Source organism: Erythrobacter sp. JB1-15, assembly GCF_057365035.1.
Genome location: NZ_CP200295.1, coordinates 1,181,729 through 1,202,408, shown reverse-complemented (window position 1 = coordinate 1,202,408; position 20,680 = coordinate 1,181,729). Strand labels below are relative to the sequence as shown.

The following is a 20,680-nucleotide window of genomic DNA, read 5'->3' as shown; positions in this document are numbered from 1 at the left end:
TCAAGAGCCTTTTGCCAGGGATTTTTCAACCTTGCGCACAAGCCGGCTGCGCGTATTGCGAATGCAGTTTTTGACGGCCTCCTGATTGTCTGCGCCTTTACGCACGCACTTGGTAACAGCTTTGCAGAAAGAGTGATCGAGTTTGGGCCGCCCGGTCGATTTGTTCATCGAGCAATGCCATTCGCCTTGCGGGTCTTGGCCGACGCGAACTTGGACGCTGCGCAAATTGCCCAAAACCACGATTTCAGGCACGGGCTTGGCCGCCGGTTTTGCAATTTGGGCGCCATCAGGCGCGGCTTGTGCAGCCATAAAGAGCAGCGCAAACATCATGCGCTTGCCTCGGCCATAACCGCGTCATAGCCTTCTTTTTCGAGCCGCAGCGCAAGCTCAGGCCCGCCGGTTTCGATGATCCGGCCGCTGGCCAAAACGCTCACCCGGTCCGGTTTCACCACGTCTAGCAGGCGCTGGTAATGGGTGATGAGGAGCACGCCTTTGTCGCCGCTGCGCATAATCGCATTGATCCCCTCGCCAACGATCCGCAATGCATCAATATCAAGCCCGCTATCGGTTTCATCCAGTACGGCAAAGCTGGGGTCCAAAATTCCCATCTGCACCATTTCTGCGCGCTTCTTCTCACCTCCGGAAAAGCCGACATTCACTTGCCGCTTGAGCATTTCCATATCCATTTTGAGCAGAGCGGCTTTCTCTTTGGCAAGCTTCAGAAATTCGCCGCCGGACAAAGGCTCCTCTTCGCGATATTTGCGCTGCGCATTGAGCGCTTCTCGCAGGAATTGGACATTGGAGACACCGGGAATTTCGACCGGATATTGAAAACCAAGAAACAGGCCTGAAGCAGCGCGCTCATGCGGATCGAGCCCAAACAGGTCTGACCCTTTGAACGAGACCGATCCGCCGGTTACGTCATAACCCGGCTTACCGCCTAGCACGTTCGCAAGGGTCGATTTGCCCGCGCCATTAGGGCCCATGATTGCGTGCACTTCGCCGGCCGCAACCTCAAGATTGAGGCCTTTCAAAATGGTCTTGGCGCCATCGGCGCTGCCAACTTGGGCAGTAAGATTGTTAATAGCCAACATTGGTCGGTTCCTGATTGGTGGAATTGGGTTCGCCCGTTTGGGTTTCTCGCGCCAAAGCAGCATCACGGGCCGCTATTTGCGCATCATATTGGCGCTGGCGTTCTTGGGCCGCGCGCACTTGCAGCTGGAATTGCGCATCAAGGTTTCGGCCGCGCTGGATATGAATATAGCCGAGCGTATCGAACGCCTCGCTCACCTTGTCTGGCGGCATCGTTTCGGTGCGCCCGCGCCGCGCTACAGCAGCGTTTGACTGCGCAATCGATTCTGCCCGAACGTCAGCGCAGCGCGGGATGGCTGCGCGATGCTGCACCTCAACATTCGGCGTGCCGTTAAAGATCAAATTTGTGTGCTCAAGGCACCGTTTGTAATCCTCAATGTAAGGCGTCATCGCGATGTCGTAAGACAGCTCCCACGTTTCGGGCAGCTTGGAGTATTTGGTGCCGCCGAGCACGCTTTCATCCGATTGCGCGGCGGCGAGCAGAGCTGCGGTGGTCAAGGTCAGGAACATTGGCATCAATCCTCCTGCGGCGCGTCAGACCCGGCCGCAACCTCTTCGGACCTCCGCGATGGGGCGGAGTTGCGATGATGTTCGGCGCGGCGATGCTTTTTGTCGTCGATGCGCTGGCGCATTCCCAGAGTGATCCGGGTGAGCACGCCTTCCATATTGTCGAGGATCTCAGACGCTTTGATCCGCATCACTTTGATGCCAACCGCCTCAAGGCTTTTGTCGCGGCGCGCGGCGAGCTGTTCGTTATCGCCCGTTTCAAAGATATCGACTGCCATGCCGAGCGAGTGGCAGTTAAAGTCCACAATCGCGCTGCCGATCACGGCATGGCGCTTGAAGGTGTGGCGGCCCAGATCAGCGGTGGCGAACCGTTTGGCGAGCGCCTTGTGCGCCTCAGACGAAAACCGCCGCCTCTCGCGCGCCTGGTTGTGAAGTTCATCAAGCCGCTTGTCCGAGATTTTCCACCCGCGCCCCTTTTTGTTGAGGGTTTCAGGATCAATCTCGGTCGTCTCTTTCAGGCCAAGGGTCTTGCGTTCGGTCACCCCACGCTCCCTTCAAGTGAGATCGCCAAAAGCTTTTGCGCTTCGACGGCAAACTCCATTGGCAGTTCTCTAAGTACATCCTTGGCAAAGCCGTTTACGATGAGGGCTACCGCTTCTTCTTCATCCAGTCCGCGCTGCTGCGCGTAAAACATTTGTTCGTCAGAGATTTTGGAAGTTGTTGCTTCGTGTTCGATTTGTGCGCTGGGGTTCTTCACTTCGATATATGGCACTGTGTGCGCCCCGCATTCATCGCCCAACAACAAACTGTCGCACTGTGTGAAATTGCGCACCCCGTCAGCGTTTGGACCGACCCGCACCAACCCGCGATAGGTGTTGTTCGATTTGCCCGCTGAAATCCCCTTGGAGATGATGGTTGAGCGCGATCCCTTGCCGTTGTGGATCATCTTGGTGCCGGTATCGGCCTGTTGGAAATTATTGGTCACCGCGACCGAGTAAAACTCGCCCACACTGTCTTCGCCGTTCAATACGCAGGACGGATATTTCCATGTCACCGCGCTGCCCGTTTCCACTTGGGTCCAGCTGATTTTAGAGCGGTCACCCTGGCACAGCCCCCGCTTGGTCACGAAATTGTAGATCCCGCCCACGCCTTCGCTGTTTCCGGGATACCAGTTCTGCACGGTCGAATATTTGATCTCTGCATCTTCCATTGCGACCAGTTCAACGACGGCGGCGTGCAGCTGGTTTTCATCGCGCATCGGCGCGGTGCACCCTTCGAGATAGGACACATACGAACCCTTCTCCGCGACGATCAAAGTGCGTTCAAACTGGCCGGTATTTTCAGCATTGATGCGGAAATAGGTCGACAGCTCCATCGGGCAGCGCACGCCTTCGGGCACGTAAACGAACGTCCCATCCGAAAAGACTGCAGCGTTGAGGCAGGCGAAATAGTTATCGCGCGTCGGCACAACCCGGCCCAGCCATTTTTTGACGAGCTCAGGATATTCTTTGATTGCCTCGGAGATAGAGCGGAAGATCACGCCCGACCGCATCAGCTCATCACGGAAAGAAGTCGCAACGCTGACGCTGTCAAACACCGCATCCACGGCAACCTTGCGCGCGCCTTTGACACCGGCGAGCACTTCCTGTTCGCCCAGCGGAATACCCAGCTTGTCATAAACCCGCTTAATCTCAGGATCGAGATCATCGAGCGAATCGAGTTCCACCTTCTTGGTCGGCGCAGCGTAATAATACGCGTCCTGATAATCGATCTTGGGATAGCCGACTTTGGCCCAATCGGGCTCTTCGAGTGTCTGCCACAAGCGGAACGCTTTCAGCCGCCAATCAAGCATCCATTCCGGCTCGCCCTTTTTGCCTGAAATGAACCGCACCGTGTCTTCGGTGAGGCCTTTTTCGGCAAATTCGGTTTCGATGTCGGATGACCAGCCATGTTCATATTCAGCCGCATTGGCCGCTGCTGCCGCCTTTGCATCCGCGTCCATTTCAGGAGCATCGAGCGTTTCAGGCGCCGCAGGGGTTTCAAGATCGAGATTGTCGGTCATGCCGCTTCTTCTTTGGCTTGGAGAGAGGGGGAAATTGCATGTGCTGCGTCAGGCGCGGTGCGCAATTGATTAAGCGTGATGCCAGCAAGAGCGCCGCGCAGGGCGGTGTTGATGATTGGCCAATGCGGCTTCATCGTGCAGCCAGCCTCATAATCGCAGTCTTCACCGTGGACGCAGGCCGTCAGCGCAATCGGCCCTTCGACGGCCTCAACGATGTCAGCGACGGTGATCGCTGCAGCGGGCCGCGCCAATTGCAGGCCCCCGCCCACTCCGCGCACAGAACGCAGCAGGCTGGCAGAGGTCAGTTTCGAGACGAGTTTCTGGACCGTTGGCACCGGAAGGCCCGTTTCGCTCGCCAATTCAGCCGCGCTCACACGCCCATCACCGCAATGGGATGCGGCCTGAACCATGGTGATCACGGCATAGTCGGCGAGGTTGGAAAGGCGCATAAATTCCGCTTATTGCGAGTTATTCTTAAATCGGACCAATTGAGTCGGATTTTAATTACGCGCGCATTGGTCCGATTTCAAGTCTAGTCTGCCTTGCCGATCGCGCGATAGGGCGACAACCGCTCCAGGCTCTGGATATGGGTGAGCCTTTCAAACATCGACCCGCCCGTACCTCCCAGCCGCGATGGGGTATACCCGCAAAAACGCCGGATTTCGCGGATCATATGCGGTTGATCAAAAAAGGCTTCTGCAATTTCGGCTTCGCCCTCATCTGTTAAGTCGGGTTGAGCCAGTAAGTTTGCAGCGCGAACGGCGCGAAACTTCCGGGCGAGCCCGTGGGGCGCAAAGCCAAAATATTGCTGCACCAGCCGCTCCATCTGACGGCGCGAATATTGCTGGTCCTGGACAAGCTCTTCAATCGGGGGATTAAGCGAGGAACCGAGCCAGGCGAGCACTTTGTCGATGACGCGTTCATGCGAGGCAGAGACAGGCTTTAACCGATGCCTGATCCATTCAGCCACTTCGAGGCAGGCGTCCTGTGTTGAAGTTTCTCCCGACAAACGGCGCGGCACGAGGTCGTCGGAAAGGTGGTCAATATCTGGCCCAAGCACTTCGCTCGCATGCAAATATCGGTTGCCGTAATCTTTTACCGAAAGCCCCGTCAGTGCAGCGGCACCATGCGGCGAAAGGGAAGCTCCAAGGCACCAGAAAGGGCCGTCATAAGAATAAGGCACAACCTGCTCGAAAGCGTTGAACAAGGCAGGCCCGTTCGCCACTGTGTCGAAACGGTCTCCAAACTGGCCCGACGCAGTGCCTCGTATGGTGAGAAATAATTGCGGCATCATGCCCGGATGGTGATCTTCGGCCGGTCCAGCATGAAGCCGCAACTCAAACAGTGCGAGAATATACTTCTCCAGGCCCGCCGGCGGATCGAAATACTTTAGCTGAAAATGCTCGTTACTGGCATCATTGGCGAGCGTGAGTTTCGACGTAGCAACCATTGTTTATGCAAGTGGGGCGATCAAGCCGTTTTGGCAACATATCGCAGCTCAATCGCCCCCAGCGCCCATAGGGTAAGGCTCTGCGAAGCCGGGAGTAATCGGCCCTGTGGCAGGTTTTAGATGCATCGGCACAAAGCCCATTGTATTCCAGCGACACGGAAAAAAGGCGGCTCGTCAGCCGCCCTTCTGCGTCTCCACCCAAGCTGTCACATTCTCTTCCAGAATCGAGAGCGGCACCGGGCCAGACAGCAAAACCGCATCGTGAAAACCCCGGTAATCGAAATCCTCGCCCAGCTCTTGTTGCGCCATCGCGCGCAATTCCATGATTTTCAATTTGCCGATCATATAGGCGGTCGCCTGGCCGGGCGTGGTGATATAGCGTTCAATCGCTTTCACGATATCCCCTTCGGGGTTGGGCGTGTTGGTTTTGAGGTAATCAATCGCTTCTTCCCGGGTCCAGCGTTTGGAATGCAGGCCCGTATCGACGACCAATCGGCAAGCGCGCCACAATTCCATGCCAAGCCGCCCGAAATCGGAATAGGGATCTTCATAGAAACCCATATCCTTGCCCAGCTCCTCGGTATAAAGGCCCCAGCCTTCGGTATAGGCTGTCCACCCGCCATAGCGGCGAAACGGCGGCAGATCGCCTAGCTCGGTTTGCAATGCGCGCTGCAAATGGTGGCCGGGAAACCCTTCGTGATAAGCGAGCGCTTCCAGCTCATTTTTCGACATATCGCGCAGATTGTACAGGTTCACATAATAGGTGCCGGGGCGCGATCCATCAGCGGCCGGGCTTTGATAGAACGCTTTGCCCGCGCTTTTTTCGCGGAATGCCTCAACCGGTTTGATGATCATGGGCGCTTTGGGAAGGCGGCCGAAATATTCAGGCAGCTTCTTCTCCATCGCATCCAGTTTCGCCTGGGCATCGCGCAGGTAATCCTCGCGCGTTTCGTAGAAGAATTGATCGCCTGTCCGGGTGAACTCGAAGAATTCCTGCAAAGTGCCTTCAAAGCCAACCTTGGCCATGATGGCGCGCATTTCGCCGTGGATACGCTCAACTTCGCGAAGGCCGATATTGTGAACCTCATCAGCCGAAAGATCGGTGGTGGTGTAGCGTTTCAATTGCGCGGCATAATACGCCTCGCCATCCGGCAGGCGCCAGACGCCATCATCGGTAGGCGCAATTGCTTGTTGGCGCTTCATTTCGGCCAAAAGCCGCTCATAAGCGGGGAGGGCAGATGTGTTCCAGGCCTCTTTGGCAGCGCCTTGCCACATTGTCGCAGAGGCGGCCATATCCAGCGCCTGTCCTTCGCCCACGGGCAAAGCCATGACTTTCGCTTCGAAATCTTTGAGCACCGCATTATCATTGCCTGCCGCAATCAACGCTTCGAGATCAGCGATGATATACGGATAGACCCAATCGGGCGGCATAACGCCTGCATCGGCGCGTTCGCGCGCTTGCGCGGTCAGAGCATCGAGCTGCGGCCCCATCCCGAGGATGCGGTTCACATAGGCATCGGCGTGGGAAGGCTCGCTCACCCGGTGAATGTTGATCAGAAACGCCGGCATCTGCGTGTGCGGGCCGCGGCGATGATCGAAGATATAGCCCAGATCGCGAAACGGATGGAGGCTTTTGGAAAGCTGCGCTGATTGCACAAACAGCCGGTAGGAAAGCGCATCCTCGCTCGTCAGCGCATCCAGATCAAAGCGCTCTTCCATTTGCGCGGCCACATCCTGCGTCAAACGGTACCGCGCCAGTTCTGCCGCATCGGACGGGTCACCCCAGCGGCCATAATCCTCATCACGAATGCCCCGGTAGGATTTGGAAATGGGCGACATTGCGAGCAAGGCGGTGTTGTAGGTTTCAAACAATTCCGCCAGCGCGGGTGATGTTTGCTCATCACCGGGCGCGGCTTTTTCAGGCTGATCACCGCCTTCCTGATGATGCTCTGCAAGGGCTGCAGGGGATGTTGCCGCGAGGGCAAAGGCGCTGATGCCAGCAAACAGCAGACGGTTCATTGATTGTCCTTTTCGGGTGTTGATTTGCCGATTTCCACCAGCGGTCGCAGCACATCTGCCTCGCGCCCCCAGCGCGGGTCAAGTTCGCGCAGATTTTGCGGGGCTATCATTTCATTGAGGAACGGGCTGTCTTCTGCACCAAGGCGCGCAGGCGTGCGCCCGACGAACCGGTTGATCTCGCGGATCATATGCGACTGGTCAAAAAACGCCTCGCCCAGGGCCGCTTCGTAATCGGGGGTGAGCGTGGGGAATGACAGCAACGCGGCTGCGCGCAAAGCGCGGTATTTGCGCGCGATATCCTTGGGCGGAAGGCCAAAATACCGTTCAACCAGGCGCTGCACCTGCCGCTCTGAATAGGCCGCCTGCGCCATCAGGTCGCCGACATCGGGGTTAAAGGAGGAGCCCAGCCAGTTGTTAACCAGCTTGATAAGCTCACAATGGCGCGGATTGATGGGGCGAGCCTTTTGGCCAATATAGCTACCCAGCTGCAAAGCGCACTCGCGCCCGGTTTGCGTCCCCGCGAGATACTCCGCGATCAGCCGCTCCCCCAATGTCACCACATCTTCGCCCAGCACATCCCGTGCCTCGACGAGGCGATTGCCATATTCACCTGCATGCAAGCCGGTCAGCGCCGCCCAGCCCAGCGGGGTAAGCGCGGCTCCGATAACGTGGAACGGGCCGTTCACAACAATCGGCGCTGCATCGGACAGCGGCGTGAGCAGCGCGACGGGCGGATTGGGCTCCTGCCGCCCATCGCGAAAATGCATATGCCCCTTGCCGCGCGCAAACAGCGATAAGTGCCCGATAGACGAGGGTTGAATGTCGCGAATGATCTTTTCATCGCAGCGAAAGTGATAAAGCGTGGTGATAAAGTCGCTCAGCGCCACAGGCGGCGCGACATAATCAATGTCGATCAGCGACGAGGAAGTCAGCTCAAAGTCTGACGCGGACGCAGTCTTTGCGATATTTGTGCTTTTGCTTCCCGATTGTGTCGGCTTTAACTTCGGCTCAGGTTGTGGCTGTTTCATCGCTCTTGCTCTTTTGTGGGGAGCACTAGGCGGTTTTGTCTTGTTTTGACACAAAAAAAGGGCGGCCCCATGTCGGGACCGCCCATTTGAGTTGAGGAACTCTTCGCATTGCTGCTCCGAGCCCTTCGGGTCGCAGGAGATGATGTAACGAAGGGATATGCCGGATAATTGTATGCAAACGACAAGGTTGGTTACCTAGGGTAATGCCACGATTGATTAACCACACTTGCAAACCATGCATGTCCCGGAAGTTAGCGGGTTAGCGGGCCTGACTGCCGCGAATTCCTTTCGCTCGACACAGGCAAAATATTTGCCATAGGCTGGGGCCATGCTGTTCAATTTGCTCAAACCAGCCCTTTTTGCGCTCGATTCGGAGACCGGACACCGCCTCGCTTTGGCCGGATTAAAGGTTTTGCCGAATCGCTCCCGCGCCGTTTCGCATGCGAATCCGCACAGTGATAGCGGCCCGTTAGCCATTGAAATCGCCGGATTGCATTTCCCCAACCCTGTTGGTGTCGCCGCCGGGTTTGATAAAGATGCCGAAGTGCCCGATGCGCTGCTTGGGCTGGGGTTCGGCTTTACTGAGGTCGGGTCGGTCACCCCGCTTGCCCAAGCAGGCAATCCCAAACCGCGCCTGTTCCGGCTGGTCGAAGATGACGCTGTCATCAACCGGATGGGGTTCAACAATGCCGGCGCAGATGCAGCCTTTGCGCGTTTGCAATCCCGCAAGGGCCGCCCCGGCATAGTGGGCATCAATATCGGCGCCAACAAAACGTCCGAAGACCGGATCGCCGATTATGCCAAGATGGCCAGGATCATGGCGCCTTTGGCGAGCTATCTGGCGGTCAATGTCTCTTCTCCCAACACGCCCGGCCTGCGCGCCCTGCAGGATGAAAGCGCGCTGACCGCTTTGATCGATGGCGTTATCGCAGCGCGCGGTGATGTGTGCCCCGCCAATGCCCCGCCAATCTTTTTGAAAGTCGCGCCCGATCTTGAACCCGCCGATGTCGACGCGATTGCCCGCATTGCCCTCGATAAAAAGCTGGGCGCGCTGATCGTATCGAACACCACGATATCGCGCCCGCCTTTGCGTTCGCACCATGCGGGCGAGGCAGGCGGCCTTTCGGGTGCGCCTTTGCGCAAACTCGCGCTTGAGCGGGTGCGCGATTTTCGCAAGGCGACGGGCGGCGCCATCCCCCTGATCGGGGTCGGCGGCATCGCGAACGAGGATCACGCATGGGAACGCATCAAGGCAGGCGCCAGTCTGGTGCAGCTGTATTCCGCCATGGTCTATCACGGACCCACTCTTGGCGCGCGCATTGCCAAGGGGGTTGAGCGATTGATGCAGCGCGAGGGGTTCACGCGGCTTGCCGATGCGGTTGGAAGCGAATAGCACGGCGGCCATGAAAGTGATCACTTTACTGGCGACAGCCGCGCTATCCCTGTCTGCATGCACTGCGGCCAATCCGCAACCCATCCCTCTCGATGGCGTAGAAGACATCCAATTTTCGCAAAGCGGCGCTGTCAGCGCCGCCGATCCGCGCGCCGCCGCCGCTGGCGACGCGATCCTTGCTAAAGGCGGTTCTGCCACCGATGCAGCGATTGCGGTGATGATCGCGCTGACTGTGGTTGAACCGCAAAGCTCCGGCATTGGCGGAGGCGGCTTTATGGTCCGCGCCAGCGAAAATGGCATCACTACCTATGATGGCCGCGAAACGGCCCCCGCTGCGGCCACCGGCACGCGCTTTCTTGATGGGAACGGCCAGCGCCTGCCGCGCGATCAGCGGGTTCTGTCGGGATTGAGCGTCGGTGTGCCGGGCAATATTGCCCTGGCAGCAAAAGCGCATGCAGCGCATGGCAAGCTGCCCTGGGCCGATCTGTTTCAGCCCGCCATTGCGCTTGCCCGCGACGGTTTCAAAATGAACCGCCGCCTGCACAATTCGGTGAAAACCCGCAGCAATCGCGCTGGCAAGACGCAGGCGGCCCGCGCGATCTATTTCGATCAGAACGGCGAAGTGCTGCCCGTCGGCTCTACGATAAAAGTGCCTCAGCTGGCGCGCACTCTGACCGCGATTGCCGATCAAGGGCCATCGGCCATGTATGACTGGCTGGCTGGCGAGATTGCCGCCTATGTCGCAGCAGAAACGCCGCAGGACGGCAAGATGACCATCGGCGATGTCAAAGGATATAAGGCCAAAGAGCGCCCGCCCGTTTGCTACGATTACCGCACCTACAAGATTTGCGGGATGGGCCCGCCATCATCCGGCGGTGTGGCCGTGGCGCAGATGCTGGGCCAGCTGGAACGCTTTGATCTGGCCGAAATGGGCCCTGAAAGCGCGCAATTCTGGCACCTGTTCCTCGAATCGCAGCGGATTGCCTATGCTGATCGCGAACTGTATATCGGCGATACAGATTTCGTCGAAGTGCCAGTACGGGGCCTGCTCAACCGCAATTATGTCGCTGGCAGGTCCGCATTGATCGACCCTGCCAAGGCGCTGGAAAAAGCGCAGGCCGGCACCCCGCCCGGCGCTCCGCTGGCGCGCGCTGATGGCGATGAACCGCCTGAAAATGGCACCACGCATTTCTCTGTCACAGACAGCGAAGGCAATGCCATCAGCTATACCTCTACGATTGAGGGGGCATGGGGATCAGGCCTGTTTTTTGCCGGGTTCTTCCTCAACAATGAACTCACTGATTTCTCCTCTTCGCCCGAAATCGACGGCAAACCTGTCGCCAACCGGGTCGAAGGCGGCAAACGCCCGCGCTCTTCTATGGCGCCAACGATTGTTCTGGATGAAACGGGCGAGGTTGTGCTGGTAATCGGCGCGGCTGGCGGGCCGACCATTCCGGTGCAGGTTGCGCGTTCGATCATCGGCGTGCTCGATTTCGGGATGAGCGCAGAAGACGCGCTGGCTCTGCCGCTGGTCATGGCCTTTGGCGATACGGTCATCTCGGAAAAAGGCAGCGTGATTGAAAGCATGGGCGGCGAATTTGAAGCGCGCGGGCACAATCCCATCCGGTTTGTCGACCCGCGCGGAAAAACCAACGCTTTGCGCCGCACGGCCAATGGCTGGGAAGCCGCCGGTGACCCGCGCGTCGCGCCTAATTTAAGCTATGAGGCAGCCAGCACAGGCCCGGCGGTCGATCAACCCTAAGGCGCAGGCCCCAAACACGGCCACCATCCCGGCATCAATGCGGGCAATGCTTGCCGCTACGGCAAGGAAAGCCTATTTTGGCTAGCAGATATTGAGAATGCCCGGCCTGTCCGGGCGCAGGAGACCTTGGATAGAAGGTCTCAGGAGGATCCTAAACCCGTGCACGCCCCCACCACGCAAAGCAGCCTTCCGATCAGCGATCGCCCCATCGTAAACCCAAACGATGATCCGATTTTGCAGGACATCGATAGGGCAGGCAATCTGGTTGATCTGTTCCTCAAACGCGCCGATGCCAAAGGCGATGCCCCGTTTTTGGGGCGCAAGACAGATGGCAATTGGACCACGCAAAGCTGGCGCGACGTGGCTGAGCAAGTGTGCATTTTTGCCGAAAGCCTGCGCGCGCTGGGACTGGGAGATGGGGACCGGGTGGCGCTTGTCTCAGAAAACCGGCCCGAATGGTGCATTGCCGATCTCGCCATAATGGCGGCGGGCTGTATCTCTGTCCCGACATATATCACCAATACGCGCCGCGATCATGCCCATATCCTCGATAATTCGGGCGCGCGCGCGGTGATTGTTTCCACCGAAAAACTGCTTGGTCCCCTGGTCGAAGCCATCGCGTCCACCGGGATGATCGAACATGTGATCGGGATCGATGATTTGCAGCGCAAGCAGTCATCAGCCTTTGAGTATCATTCCTGGGCCGATTTAGTCACGGGCGATTACGCCGAGGCGCGCAACGCTGTCGATGATCGCATTAGCGGCATCGCGCGCGAGGCGACCGCTTGCCTGATCTATACCAGCGGCACTGGCGGCGCGCCGCGCGGGGTGAAACAGCACCACGGCGCGATCCTGTGCAATGCGGCGGGCGCTGCCGAAGTGCTGATCAATGATTTTGGCATCACGGATGAACGGTTCCTCTCTTTCCTGCCCTTGTCCCACGCATACGAACATTCGGGCGGGCAATATCTGCCGATTTCGGTCGGCGCAGAGATTTTCTATTCCGAGGGGCTGGAAAAGCTCGCCTCCAATATCGAAGAAGTCCGCCCCACCATCATGGTCGTTGTGCCGCGCCTGTTCGAAGTGCTGCGCACACGGATCATGAAGCAGGTCGAAAAGCAGGGCAAACTGGCCCGCTTTATGATGGGCAGCGCTGTGAAAATCAGCGAAAATTCGGCCGAGGGCAAAAAGCGCAAGCGCGACCGTCCGCTCGATCTGGTGATCGAAAAAGCGCTGCGCCCCAAAATCCGTGCGAAATTTGGCGGGCGATTGAAAGCGCTTGTGTCAGGCGGCGCGCCGCTCAACCCGGATGTGGGCAATTTCTTTGATGCGATGGGGCTGACCATGCTGCAGGGTTACGGCCAGACAGAGGCGGGGCCTGTCATCAGCTGCAATCGCCCGGCAGCAGGATTGAAAATGGACACCGTTGGTCCGCCTTTGCGCCATGTTCAGGTCAAAATCGCCGACGATGGCGAGATCCTGTGCCGGGGCGAGCTGGTGATGCACGGCTATTGGCGAAACGAGGCAGAAACGCAGCGCACTTTGCAACTTGACCCGAATGAGCCGGATGGCCGCCCATGGCTGCACACAGGCGATATCGGGCACTTGGATCACAAAGGCCGGATCGTCATCACCGACCGCAAGAAAGACATGATCGTCAACGACAAAGGCGACAATGTCGCCCCGCAAAAGATCGAAGGGATGCTGACCCTGCAACCCGAGATTGCGCAGGCCATGGTGTCCGGCGACAAGCGGCCTTATGTGGTCGGCCTGATCGTGCCCGATGCGGAATGGGCGCTCGAATGGTCACGCGAGAACGGCGAGAAATTCGATATGAAAGCCTTGCAGGATTGGCCCGAATTCAAGAAAGCCGTGCGTGCAGCAATCGACCGGACAAACAAAGAGCTGTCCGTCACCGAAAAAGTGCGCAAGTTTGAATTTGCAGACGAAGCGTTCTCCATCGAGAACGAGGAAATGACGCCAAGCATGAAAATCCGCCGCCACAAAATCCGCGACCGGTATCAGGCGCGCATTGATGGGATGTATTGAGGGGGCGAAAGCCCCCGGTGCGGCCAGATTTAAGCCGCTTTCAAACGCGCAACCAGAGCGGCATTCGCGAGGATATTGCCCACTTGATCGTGGATTGAACGGGCATCGGCATCGGTCGCGCGCACCAATTCGTGCCGCTCGTCGTTGCTCCAGACCCTATCCGGGGTCACGTCGTCCCTGTCCAAGGGCAAGTGGCGGGTCACAAAAAGAGGCCTGTTTTCAACGTCATACAGAACCTGAAGCGTTCCGTGAGCAAGCACATGACGCACCGGCCGCAGAGATTGCCAGCGCCCAATACGCCGCTCAAGGTTTTTGCACCGACGATCACCGCTTTGGATCAAACGACCGCGCAGGTCTTTGACGCTTGTCAGCGCTCCGTTCTTGATTGGAAGATCAAGCGCAATGCACAAGCTACCGATGGCTTGTTCCGCTTTGGCAAAATTTGTCAGCACCCGCGCCAGCCATTGTTGAGCCTGCGCTATGGACTGATGCGAATTGTCGGCGGTAATGGGCAGTGCTTCGCTCAAACCGCCTCAACATCCTCGACAAACTCGGGATAGAACACCGGCGCCCTGCCTGACCAGCCGGCGGCAGTGGCGGCTGCTTCGCTTAAGCTTTGCAGCAGGGTTTTGCGCGTATCCGGCTCGATCTGCGGCAAAGCGGCTGCCGCGCAGAACACCGCCGGCAGATAGCCGCGCACATTCGCGCCGATCAACCGTTCATACAGGAACCGAAAAGCGGAAAAGCTGGTGAGCTGTTCCTGCCCCAGATCAAACGCCGCCATCCGCACCGCTGTGCCCATAAAGCCTTCGATCTCGCTGGGCGCGCCCTGGTTCGGCACCAATCCGCGCAAACCCGCCACATCGCGGTACGCGACATATTGGCGGCGGATCGCGATGCAATCACGCTCGCCCCGGCCCCACAGCTTAAACGCGTCCTGGCGCGCCAGACCGATATCCAGGCTGCGCTTGATGTAGCGCTGCTCAGCTGCGGTAAAGCTGGCAAATTCGCGCATCTCGCCGATGGCCATGGAAACAGATTGGGTGGTCGGCATTCTGGGTTCTCCGAAACGGGAGAACCTTTTGCGCCAGTTTGGTTAATTCTGCGTAAGCATAACGCGGCGAAAGCAATAAGCCCGCCGGCGATACAGTGCCGCGTTAAATCAGCCCGGCAAGCGGACTGGACGGATCAGCATATTTGCGCCGCCCCATCCGGCCCGCCAGATACGCCTCGCGCCCACCTTCAACCGCGAGCTTCATCGCGCGGGCCATGCGGATCGGATCTTTCGCCTCTGCAATGGCGGTGTTCATCAAGATGCCATCGCACCCCAATTCCATGCCCACGGCAGCATCCGAGGCTGTTCCCACGCCCGCATCGACCAGCACAGGGACATTCGCACCCTCAACGATCAGACGGATCGTCACCTGGTTTTGAATGCCCAGCCCCGATCCAATCGGCGCGCCCAAAGGCATGATGGCAACCGCGCCTGCATCCTCCAATTGCTTGGCCGCTATCGGATCATCGGTGCAGTAAACCATGGGGAGGAAGCCTTCCTTGGCCAGCACCTCGGTCGCTTTCAATGTCTCGCGCATATCGGGGTAAAGCGTGCGGGCTTCACCCAAAACTTCCAGTTTAACCAGATCCCAGCCGCCCGCCTCGCGCGCCAGGCGCAAAGTGCGCACCGCATCCTCGCCGGTAAAGCATCCGGCGGTGTTGGGCAGATAGGTGATTTTCTTGGGATCGATAAAATCGGTGAGCATCGGGGCCTTGGGATCAGAAACATTCACCCGGCGCACTGCGACCGTCACGATGTCCGCCCCGCTCGCCTCTACTGCTGCGGCGTTCTGCTCGAAATCCTTATATTTGCCCGTGCCCACAATCAGGCGCGATTTGAATGTCCGCCCGGCGACGCTCCACGTATCCGTGGGCGTATTGTCGCCGCCGCCCACAAAGTGGACGATTTCCAGCGTATCGCCTTCGTTTAGCGCAGCTGTCTCCAATGTGGAGCGCGGGACAATTTCGGCATTGCGCTCCACCGCGACTTTGGCAGGCTCAAGCTCAAGCTCGCGCACAAGGGCAGCAATGGTGGCGGCGCTCGTCTGGCGCGGTTCGCCATTGAGGGTGATCGATTTCGTTGCAGTCATGAGGGGGAGATAGAGCCTCCCATCCGCTGCGCAAGCGTGAGTTTATCCCGCCGCGCTGCGCAAATTGAGAATATGGCCCAGCGCGACAAGGGCAACGCCGGTGATCGTCAGGGCAACCTCGCCGGTGCCATGCGGCACCAACAGCGCCGCGCCCATTGCAGCCAGCCCCGCAATTGCAAACACGGCTGGCCCTGTCTTGCGGTGGAGATAGACCCCCCAGCCAATAGAAGCTGCAGCGAAAACAAAGGCCAGGACAAGGCCGGTTTCGTGAATTTCGGGCGCAAGGAAGAAATGCCCGCCAACACCCAGCGCGCTGACAAACACAATCGTGGCAAGACAATGCACAGCGCACAGTCCTGCAATCGCAATGCCCGCGTGGTCCATCCGGCGGCGAAGTTTGTTGGTGCTGTCACCCATTGGCCGTCCATCTATGTGATATTGTATCATTTGGCAAGGGCCGATCCCGCCCAATACGTCCAATCTTGCATGAACCGCGTAGCTGCTTTCGACAATCGCGCTTGCAAGGCTGGCAATCGCGTTACATCTAACCGGGCGAATATGGCGACTTTATCTTCATCCCCCACCACCCCGCCCGCGCATGGGCATGCCGCTGATCAGAACAGTGCGCGGCCTTTATTGCTGGCGCGGTGGCTGGAATTTGTGGCGGCGTTTGTGGTTGTCATCGTGCTGGTCGGCGGGATCACACGGCTTACCGAAAGCGGGTTGTCGATCACCGAATGGGATGTGGCAACCGGCATTTTGCCGCCGTTAAGCGACACGGCATGGCAGGCCGAATTCGCCAAATATCAGGCAACGCCCGAATACAGGCTTGAGGCGAGCCTGTCGGGCATGACCCTGTCAGAATTTAAGTTCATTTATTTCTGGGAATGGTTCCACCGCCTGCTTGCCCGGCTGGTGGGGGCGGTCTTTGCACTTCCGCTGGTCTTTTTCTGGGTGCGCGGCATGATCCCGCACGGATATAAGGCGCGGCTGGCAGGCCTGCTGGCGCTTGGCGGATTGCAGGGTCTGTTTGGCTGGCTGATGGTGCAATCAGGGCTGGTCGGTGATATGACCGATGTGAGCCATTTCCGCCTTTCGCTGCACCTGCTCACCGCGCTGTTGCTGCTGGCGTGTCTGGTGTGGACCGCGCGCGATATGCGCCGCATCGCCCGCAATCCGGCTGCCGCGCCTGCGCCCATGACATGGCAATCGGGCGTGGTTGCGGCCGTGCTGTTCGTTCAGCTTTTGCTGGGCGCATGGGTGGCGGGGCTGAATGCGGGCCATGCTGCCTATGACTGGCCGATGATGAATGGCCGTCTGATACCAGAGATGAACGGGGCGGGAGGGTTTTTCTGGACATTGACGCATGATCCGTTCGTGCTGCATTTCCTCCACCGCTGGTGGGCGTGGATCGCAGTCGCAGCCTTGGTATGGCAAGCGCGCAGAACCCGAAAGGCAGACCGGGCCGCTGCGATTGCGCTCAATTGCGCCTTTGGCATCATGGTCATTTTGGGCATCGCGACGGTTCTTTCGCAGGTTGAATTGTGGATCGCGGCTGCGCACCAGCTAACGGGCGCACTGCTGGTCGCCGCCACCGCGTGGGCCATGCATGCAGACGGCGCGGCCAGTCAGTCGGCCAGTGAGTCGGCACGTCAGGATGCGGCCACCTGATGAAGGATAATGCCGCAGCGCTGGTCTGGAGCACCTTTCCCGATCGCGCAGCGGTGCGCATGATTGCCGCCAAACTGCTCAATGCGCGTCTGATCGCCTGCGCGAATATTGTGAGCGAAATGGAATCGATCTTTACCTGGCAAGGCAAAGTGCAATCAGGCCAGGAATGCGGCGTGCTTTTCAAGACACAGGCCTCTCAATTGGAGGCGTTGATCGCGCGAATTGGTGAATTGCACCCCTATGAAACGCCCGTTATTCTTGGCTGGCATTGTGATAAAGCTTACCCTGCAACGCTGGATTGGCTAAAACACAGCTTACAAAGCGATTAAAACAGGGCTCACCCATGAACAGCACAGGGTCAACACGGCGAACTGTCCTTCGGGGCTTGGCAGCCGCGCCTGTGCTGCTGGGAGGACAATTTGCGCTTGCTCAATCCGAGAGTGCCGGCGCGCCGGCGCTTGAATATCCCAAACAGCCCATGCGTCTGGCCCGGGTTCTGACGCGCGATTTACGCGGCGGAGCAGTGTTGCAGGTGGCCCGCGATTGGCAGGTCGAATTTGCGCCGCAGGGGCGCGGGGTTGCCATCACAGGCGCCCAGCTTTCGGCCCGCGTCGATGCGCCGCCCGGTCTTGCGCAAATGGCCGCAATCGAACAGCAACGCGAGACAGGTGATATGTTCCCCATCCTGCTATCAGAAGGCGGGGTCATTCTGGCAGCAGGCTCGTCGATGCGCGATGTGGATTTGAACTACGCCGTGTTAAAGGCGCAGACGATCCTGGCGCAAACGCGCATCCCTGATGATGAAAAGGCGCAGCACAGCCTGTTCCTTGCGCAATTGCAGCGCAGCGGCGCATCTTTGCTCGATCAAATGCCGCCCGATCTGTTCTTTCCCGGTGGCACCCCTTTGCGGTCCACGCGTGAGATTAGCCTGCCGGGCGGGCTGATCGGTGAATTTGAAATGCGCTATGACGCCTTCACCCGCGCCGGCGCACCCTGGCTGCACCGGGCTTTGCGCGAAGTGATCACCCGGATCGGCGGTGAAGCGAGGCGATCTGTTGAGGAATGGACGCTTGAAACGCTGAGTGATGCGGGCCGATAGGCGCTTTTGACGCTTTTTTGGCAACGCTCAAAAACAGGCGGTATTATTTTACCTCTCCGCAAAGGCCCCGTTTTGCTTGACTAAATGGGGTAAAACGAACACATGCGCTGCTCTTTCGCGTCTGGGCATCAGCCGCGGCGCGATTCGATTGGGGGGCTGAGTGCCCGCACAATCGCAACTGTATCATTCGTTCGTTTAAGGACATTCTGCCATGAAGGCGATCAGCAAACAGACCCGGTCGATCAAACCGGCCGAGGTCGAAAAGAAATGGCACATCATTGATGCCGAAGGTCTTGTCGTAGGCCGCCTCGCATCAATCATCGCCAACATCCTGCGCGGCAAGCACAAGCCAAGCTACACCCCCCATGTCGATTGCGGCGATCATGTGATTGTCATCAATGCCGACAAGGTCCGCTTCACCGGCAACAAAGCCACGAAGAAGATCTATTACAAGCACACCGGACACCCCGGGGGCATCAAAGAGACGACTCCTGCCAAAGTGCTCGAAGGAGCGTTTCCCCACCGCGTTCTTGAAAAAGCCGTGTTCCGCATGATCCCGCGTGGTCCGCTGGGCCGCGATCAAATGCGCGCATTGCACCTTTATAACGGCACCGAGCATCCGCATGACGGCCAAAAGCCGCAAGTGATCGACGTTGCCTCCATGAACCGTAAGAACAAGGTGACAGCATAATGGCTGATCAAACCCCTGAAGAAACAAACACCGTCTCTGATCTGTCGGATCTGAAAGACATCGCCGGTGATGCCCCCGCAGCAGATGCGGCAGAAATCGCTCAGGCGCCGGCCATGCCCTTGCGTGAGCAAGAGCTTGACGCGCAGGGCCGGGCCTACGCCACAGGCCGCCGCAAGGATGCGACCGCACGCGTTTGGGTGAAACCGGGCACGGGTAAAGTGACCATCAATGGCCGCGATCAGGAAGTGTATTTTGCACGCCCCACTTTGCGCCTTATCATTGACCAGCCGTTTTCGATCACCGATCGTCAGGGCCAATATGATGTGGTTGCCACTGTCAAAGGCGGCGGGCTGTCAGGTCAGGCCGGCGCGGTTAAGCACGGCATCAGCCAGGCGCTTACCAAATATGAGCCCGCACTGCGCGCCACTGTGAAAGCCGCTGGCTTCCTCACCCGTGACAGCCGCGTTGTGGAACGGAAGAAGTATGGCCGCGCCAAAGCGCGTCGCAGCTTCCAGTTCTCGAAGCGTTAAACCGCGCTTTTGTTCAGCTGCGAAAAAGGGCGGCCTTCCAATCCGGAAGCGCCGCCCTTTTTATGTGCGCGTTCGCAGACCGAAGCGCGCCGGGTACTAATTTTAACGCTGCATCCTAACGCTGCAACAGCATCAGCGCATAGGCAATGCCCGTCCCGCCCAAAAACAAGGGCCAGGACCAAGCCACTTTGAAATCTCCGACAGTCATTTGATGGACCAGCAATTGGCCCCCGCTTGACCCTTGCGCGCCGATCACCACGGAAACCGTCCACGCAAGCACCGCGCCCAACATCGCAGACTTCATTATGTCCATCATTCCGCTCCAGACAATCAAACCGTCACAATGACAGCCAGCGCTCTTAATGCGCGTGTTTCGTCAGGAATGTCTTAAACGGAAGCTTAGGGTTAGGGTTAAGCGCGCGATACTGGCAAGTACGTGCGATCAGCCGAGTGTGCGCAGCTGGGTTGTGATGCGTGTCGGCCCGCAAGTGATGACCTGATAGGATGGCGGGGCGCCTCTGCGCAGCCTGGTGGACAAAGTGCCTGCCCCGATCATCCGCATCGAACGCCTGCCCACCTGGCGCAGCCGGTCAAACGGCACATGGATATGCCCCGAAAGCACCGCATGCGCGCCCGCACCCACAAGCGCGGCAAACGCCTTTTCGCCTGACAGCGTGGGATTGCCCGGCTTTGTCTCCGGCCCCAGCAAGGGGTGATGGCCCGTCACCAGCTTCTTGCGCGGATCATCCTTCACCGCTTCGAGCTGCTCGACAGTGTCTGCCAATGCGGCGCGCGTGACCACTCCGTCGACCCAGGGAAAGCGGCTCTGCATGCGGACGGTTGTTTTGAGCGGGACCAGAATGCAATCCTGCGTCGCGAACCCATCGACCGCCACGGCATCACGCAGCCGGTTGAACCGGCGATAGGGGGCAATCGCACGCTCCAGCATATTCACATAAGGCATGTCGTGATTGCCCGGATCGAGCAGGACCGGCACATCAATCGCGTCAAACCATTCGCGCGCCGCACGGTATTCGCTGTGCTTGGCACGCTGAGTCAGATCGCCAGTGCACACCAGCGCATCGGGCCGCTCGGCCGCAATGGCTTGCGCGACTGCATCCAGTGCAGCGCGATCTTCGGCGCCGAAATGGACGTCGCTGATATGAAACAGGCGTGTTGGCAT

Annotated in this window: 23 protein-coding genes; 8 read left to right on the top strand and 15 right to left on the bottom strand. The window is 58.6% G+C overall.

All coding sequences use genetic code 11. The annotated features are described in order from the left end of the window. The 9 genes from AC0V6L_RS05785 to AC0V6L_RS05745 form a co-directional block, all read right to left on the bottom strand. Complete coding sequence (locus AC0V6L_RS05785; RefSeq protein WP_486153392.1) at positions 1-330, bottom strand: hypothetical protein; 330 nt, start codon at positions 328-330, stop codon at positions 1-3. After that, the gene (gene sufC / locus AC0V6L_RS05780) at positions 327-1,094 is read right to left on the bottom strand and encodes a Fe-S cluster assembly ATPase SufC (protein WP_486153391.1); all 768 of its coding nucleotides are present in this window, start codon (positions 1,092-1,094) and stop codon (positions 327-329) included. Before sufC ends, AC0V6L_RS05785 begins: the two co-directional genes overlap by 4 nt. Continuing rightward, positions 1,081-1,608 (bottom strand): hypothetical protein, encoded by a 528-nt coding sequence (locus AC0V6L_RS05775; protein ID WP_486153390.1) that lies wholly within the window; start codon positions 1,606-1,608, stop codon positions 1,081-1,083. The genes sufC and AC0V6L_RS05775 overlap by 14 nt, the downstream gene beginning before the upstream one ends. Then, positions 1,608-2,141, bottom strand: a complete 534-nt coding sequence (locus AC0V6L_RS05770; protein WP_486153389.1) for an endonuclease domain-containing protein — start codon at positions 2,139-2,141, stop codon at positions 1,608-1,610. The genes AC0V6L_RS05775 and AC0V6L_RS05770 overlap by 1 nt, the downstream gene beginning before the upstream one ends. Beyond that, entirely contained in the window at positions 2,138-3,601 is a 1,464-nt protein-coding gene (gene sufB / locus AC0V6L_RS05765; protein ID WP_486155056.1) for a Fe-S cluster assembly protein SufB, read from the bottom strand. The genes AC0V6L_RS05770 and sufB overlap by 4 nt, the downstream gene beginning before the upstream one ends. A 56-nt stretch (positions 3,602-3,657) precedes the next feature. Continuing rightward, a complete protein-coding gene (locus tag AC0V6L_RS05760) occupies positions 3,658-4,110 on the bottom strand; it encodes an SUF system Fe-S cluster assembly regulator (protein ID WP_486153388.1) in 453 nt (150 codons plus the stop codon). Positions 4,111-4,193: 83 nt separating this feature from the next. After that, positions 4,194-5,111 (bottom strand): AraC family transcriptional regulator, encoded by a 918-nt coding sequence (locus AC0V6L_RS05755; protein WP_486153387.1) that lies wholly within the window; start codon positions 5,109-5,111, stop codon positions 4,194-4,196. Positions 5,112-5,285: 174 nt separating this feature from the next. After that, complete coding sequence (locus AC0V6L_RS05750) at positions 5,286-7,130, bottom strand: DUF885 domain-containing protein (RefSeq protein WP_486153386.1); 1,845 nt, start codon at positions 7,128-7,130, stop codon at positions 5,286-5,288. Continuing rightward, positions 7,127-8,158 carry an AraC family transcriptional regulator gene (locus AC0V6L_RS05745; RefSeq protein ID WP_486153385.1) on the bottom strand — a complete coding sequence of 344 codons (1,032 nt, stop codon included), beginning with the start codon at positions 8,156-8,158 and terminating at the stop codon, positions 7,127-7,129. The genes AC0V6L_RS05750 and AC0V6L_RS05745 overlap by 4 nt, the downstream gene beginning before the upstream one ends. 328 nt (positions 8,159-8,486) lie before the next feature. Here AC0V6L_RS05745 and AC0V6L_RS05740 point away from each other — a divergent pair, with 328 nt between their 5' ends. From AC0V6L_RS05740 to AC0V6L_RS05730, 3 genes are all read left to right on the top strand, one after another. Next, a complete protein-coding gene (locus AC0V6L_RS05740; RefSeq protein ID WP_486153384.1) occupies positions 8,487-9,551 on the top strand; it encodes a quinone-dependent dihydroorotate dehydrogenase in 1,065 nt (354 codons plus the stop codon). 10 nt (positions 9,552-9,561) lie between these two features. Next, complete coding sequence (ggt, locus tag AC0V6L_RS05735) at positions 9,562-11,313, top strand: gamma-glutamyltransferase (RefSeq protein WP_486153383.1); 1,752 nt, start codon at positions 9,562-9,564, stop codon at positions 11,311-11,313. A gap of 207 nt (positions 11,314-11,520) precedes the next feature. After that, positions 11,521-13,362 (top strand): AMP-dependent synthetase/ligase, encoded by a 1,842-nt coding sequence (locus tag AC0V6L_RS05730; protein WP_486155055.1) that lies wholly within the window; start codon positions 11,521-11,523, stop codon positions 13,360-13,362. 29 nt (positions 13,363-13,391) lie between these two features. Here AC0V6L_RS05730 and AC0V6L_RS05725 read toward each other — a convergent pair whose 3' ends face one another. From AC0V6L_RS05725 to AC0V6L_RS05710, 4 genes are all read right to left on the bottom strand, one after another. Next, entirely contained in the window at positions 13,392-13,889 is a 498-nt protein-coding gene (locus AC0V6L_RS05725; protein WP_486153382.1) for a hypothetical protein, read from the bottom strand. Further along, a complete protein-coding gene (locus AC0V6L_RS05720) occupies positions 13,886-14,416 on the bottom strand; it encodes a hypothetical protein (RefSeq protein WP_486153381.1) in 531 nt (176 codons plus the stop codon). Before AC0V6L_RS05720 ends, AC0V6L_RS05725 begins: the two co-directional genes overlap by 4 nt. Before the next feature lie 103 nt (positions 14,417-14,519). Further along, a complete protein-coding gene (thiS, locus tag AC0V6L_RS05715; RefSeq protein WP_486153380.1) occupies positions 14,520-15,506 on the bottom strand; it encodes a sulfur carrier protein ThiS in 987 nt (328 codons plus the stop codon). A 42-nt stretch (positions 15,507-15,548) separates the two neighbouring features. Continuing rightward, entirely contained in the window at positions 15,549-15,923 is a 375-nt protein-coding gene (locus AC0V6L_RS05710) for a MerC domain-containing protein (RefSeq protein WP_486153379.1), read from the bottom strand. Positions 15,924-16,064: 141 nt separating this feature from the next. Between AC0V6L_RS05710 and AC0V6L_RS05705 the strand changes: the two genes are divergently transcribed. The 5 genes from AC0V6L_RS05705 (at position 16,065) to rpsI (ending at position 19,497) form a co-directional block, all read left to right on the top strand. Then, complete coding sequence (locus AC0V6L_RS05705) at positions 16,065-17,177, top strand: COX15/CtaA family protein (RefSeq protein ID WP_486153378.1); 1,113 nt, start codon at positions 16,065-16,067, stop codon at positions 17,175-17,177. After that, positions 17,177-17,506, top strand: a complete 330-nt coding sequence (gene cutA / locus AC0V6L_RS05700) for a divalent-cation tolerance protein CutA (protein WP_486153377.1) — start codon at positions 17,177-17,179, stop codon at positions 17,504-17,506. Before AC0V6L_RS05705 ends, cutA begins: the two co-directional genes overlap by 1 nt. Before the next feature lie 14 nt (positions 17,507-17,520). Then, positions 17,521-18,276 carry a hypothetical protein gene (locus AC0V6L_RS05695; RefSeq protein WP_486153376.1) on the top strand — a complete coding sequence of 252 codons (756 nt, stop codon included), beginning with the start codon at positions 17,521-17,523 and terminating at the stop codon, positions 18,274-18,276. Between the two features lie 211 nt (positions 18,277-18,487). Next, entirely contained in the window at positions 18,488-18,967 is a 480-nt protein-coding gene (gene rplM / locus AC0V6L_RS05690) for a 50S ribosomal protein L13 (protein WP_486149022.1), read from the top strand. Beyond that, positions 18,967-19,497 (top strand): 30S ribosomal protein S9, encoded by a 531-nt coding sequence (rpsI, locus tag AC0V6L_RS05685; protein ID WP_486149020.1) that lies wholly within the window; start codon positions 18,967-18,969, stop codon positions 19,495-19,497. Before rplM ends, rpsI begins: the two co-directional genes overlap by 1 nt. Positions 19,498-19,612: 115 nt before the next feature. On the opposite strand, the gene AC0V6L_RS05680 is transcribed toward rpsI, so the two are convergent. Further along, complete coding sequence (locus AC0V6L_RS05680; RefSeq protein ID WP_486153375.1) at positions 19,613-19,801, bottom strand: hypothetical protein; 189 nt, start codon at positions 19,799-19,801, stop codon at positions 19,613-19,615. Positions 19,802-19,939: 138 nt separating this feature from the next. Next, a complete protein-coding gene (locus AC0V6L_RS05675; protein WP_486153374.1) occupies positions 19,940-20,680 on the bottom strand; it encodes a metallophosphoesterase family protein in 741 nt (246 codons plus the stop codon).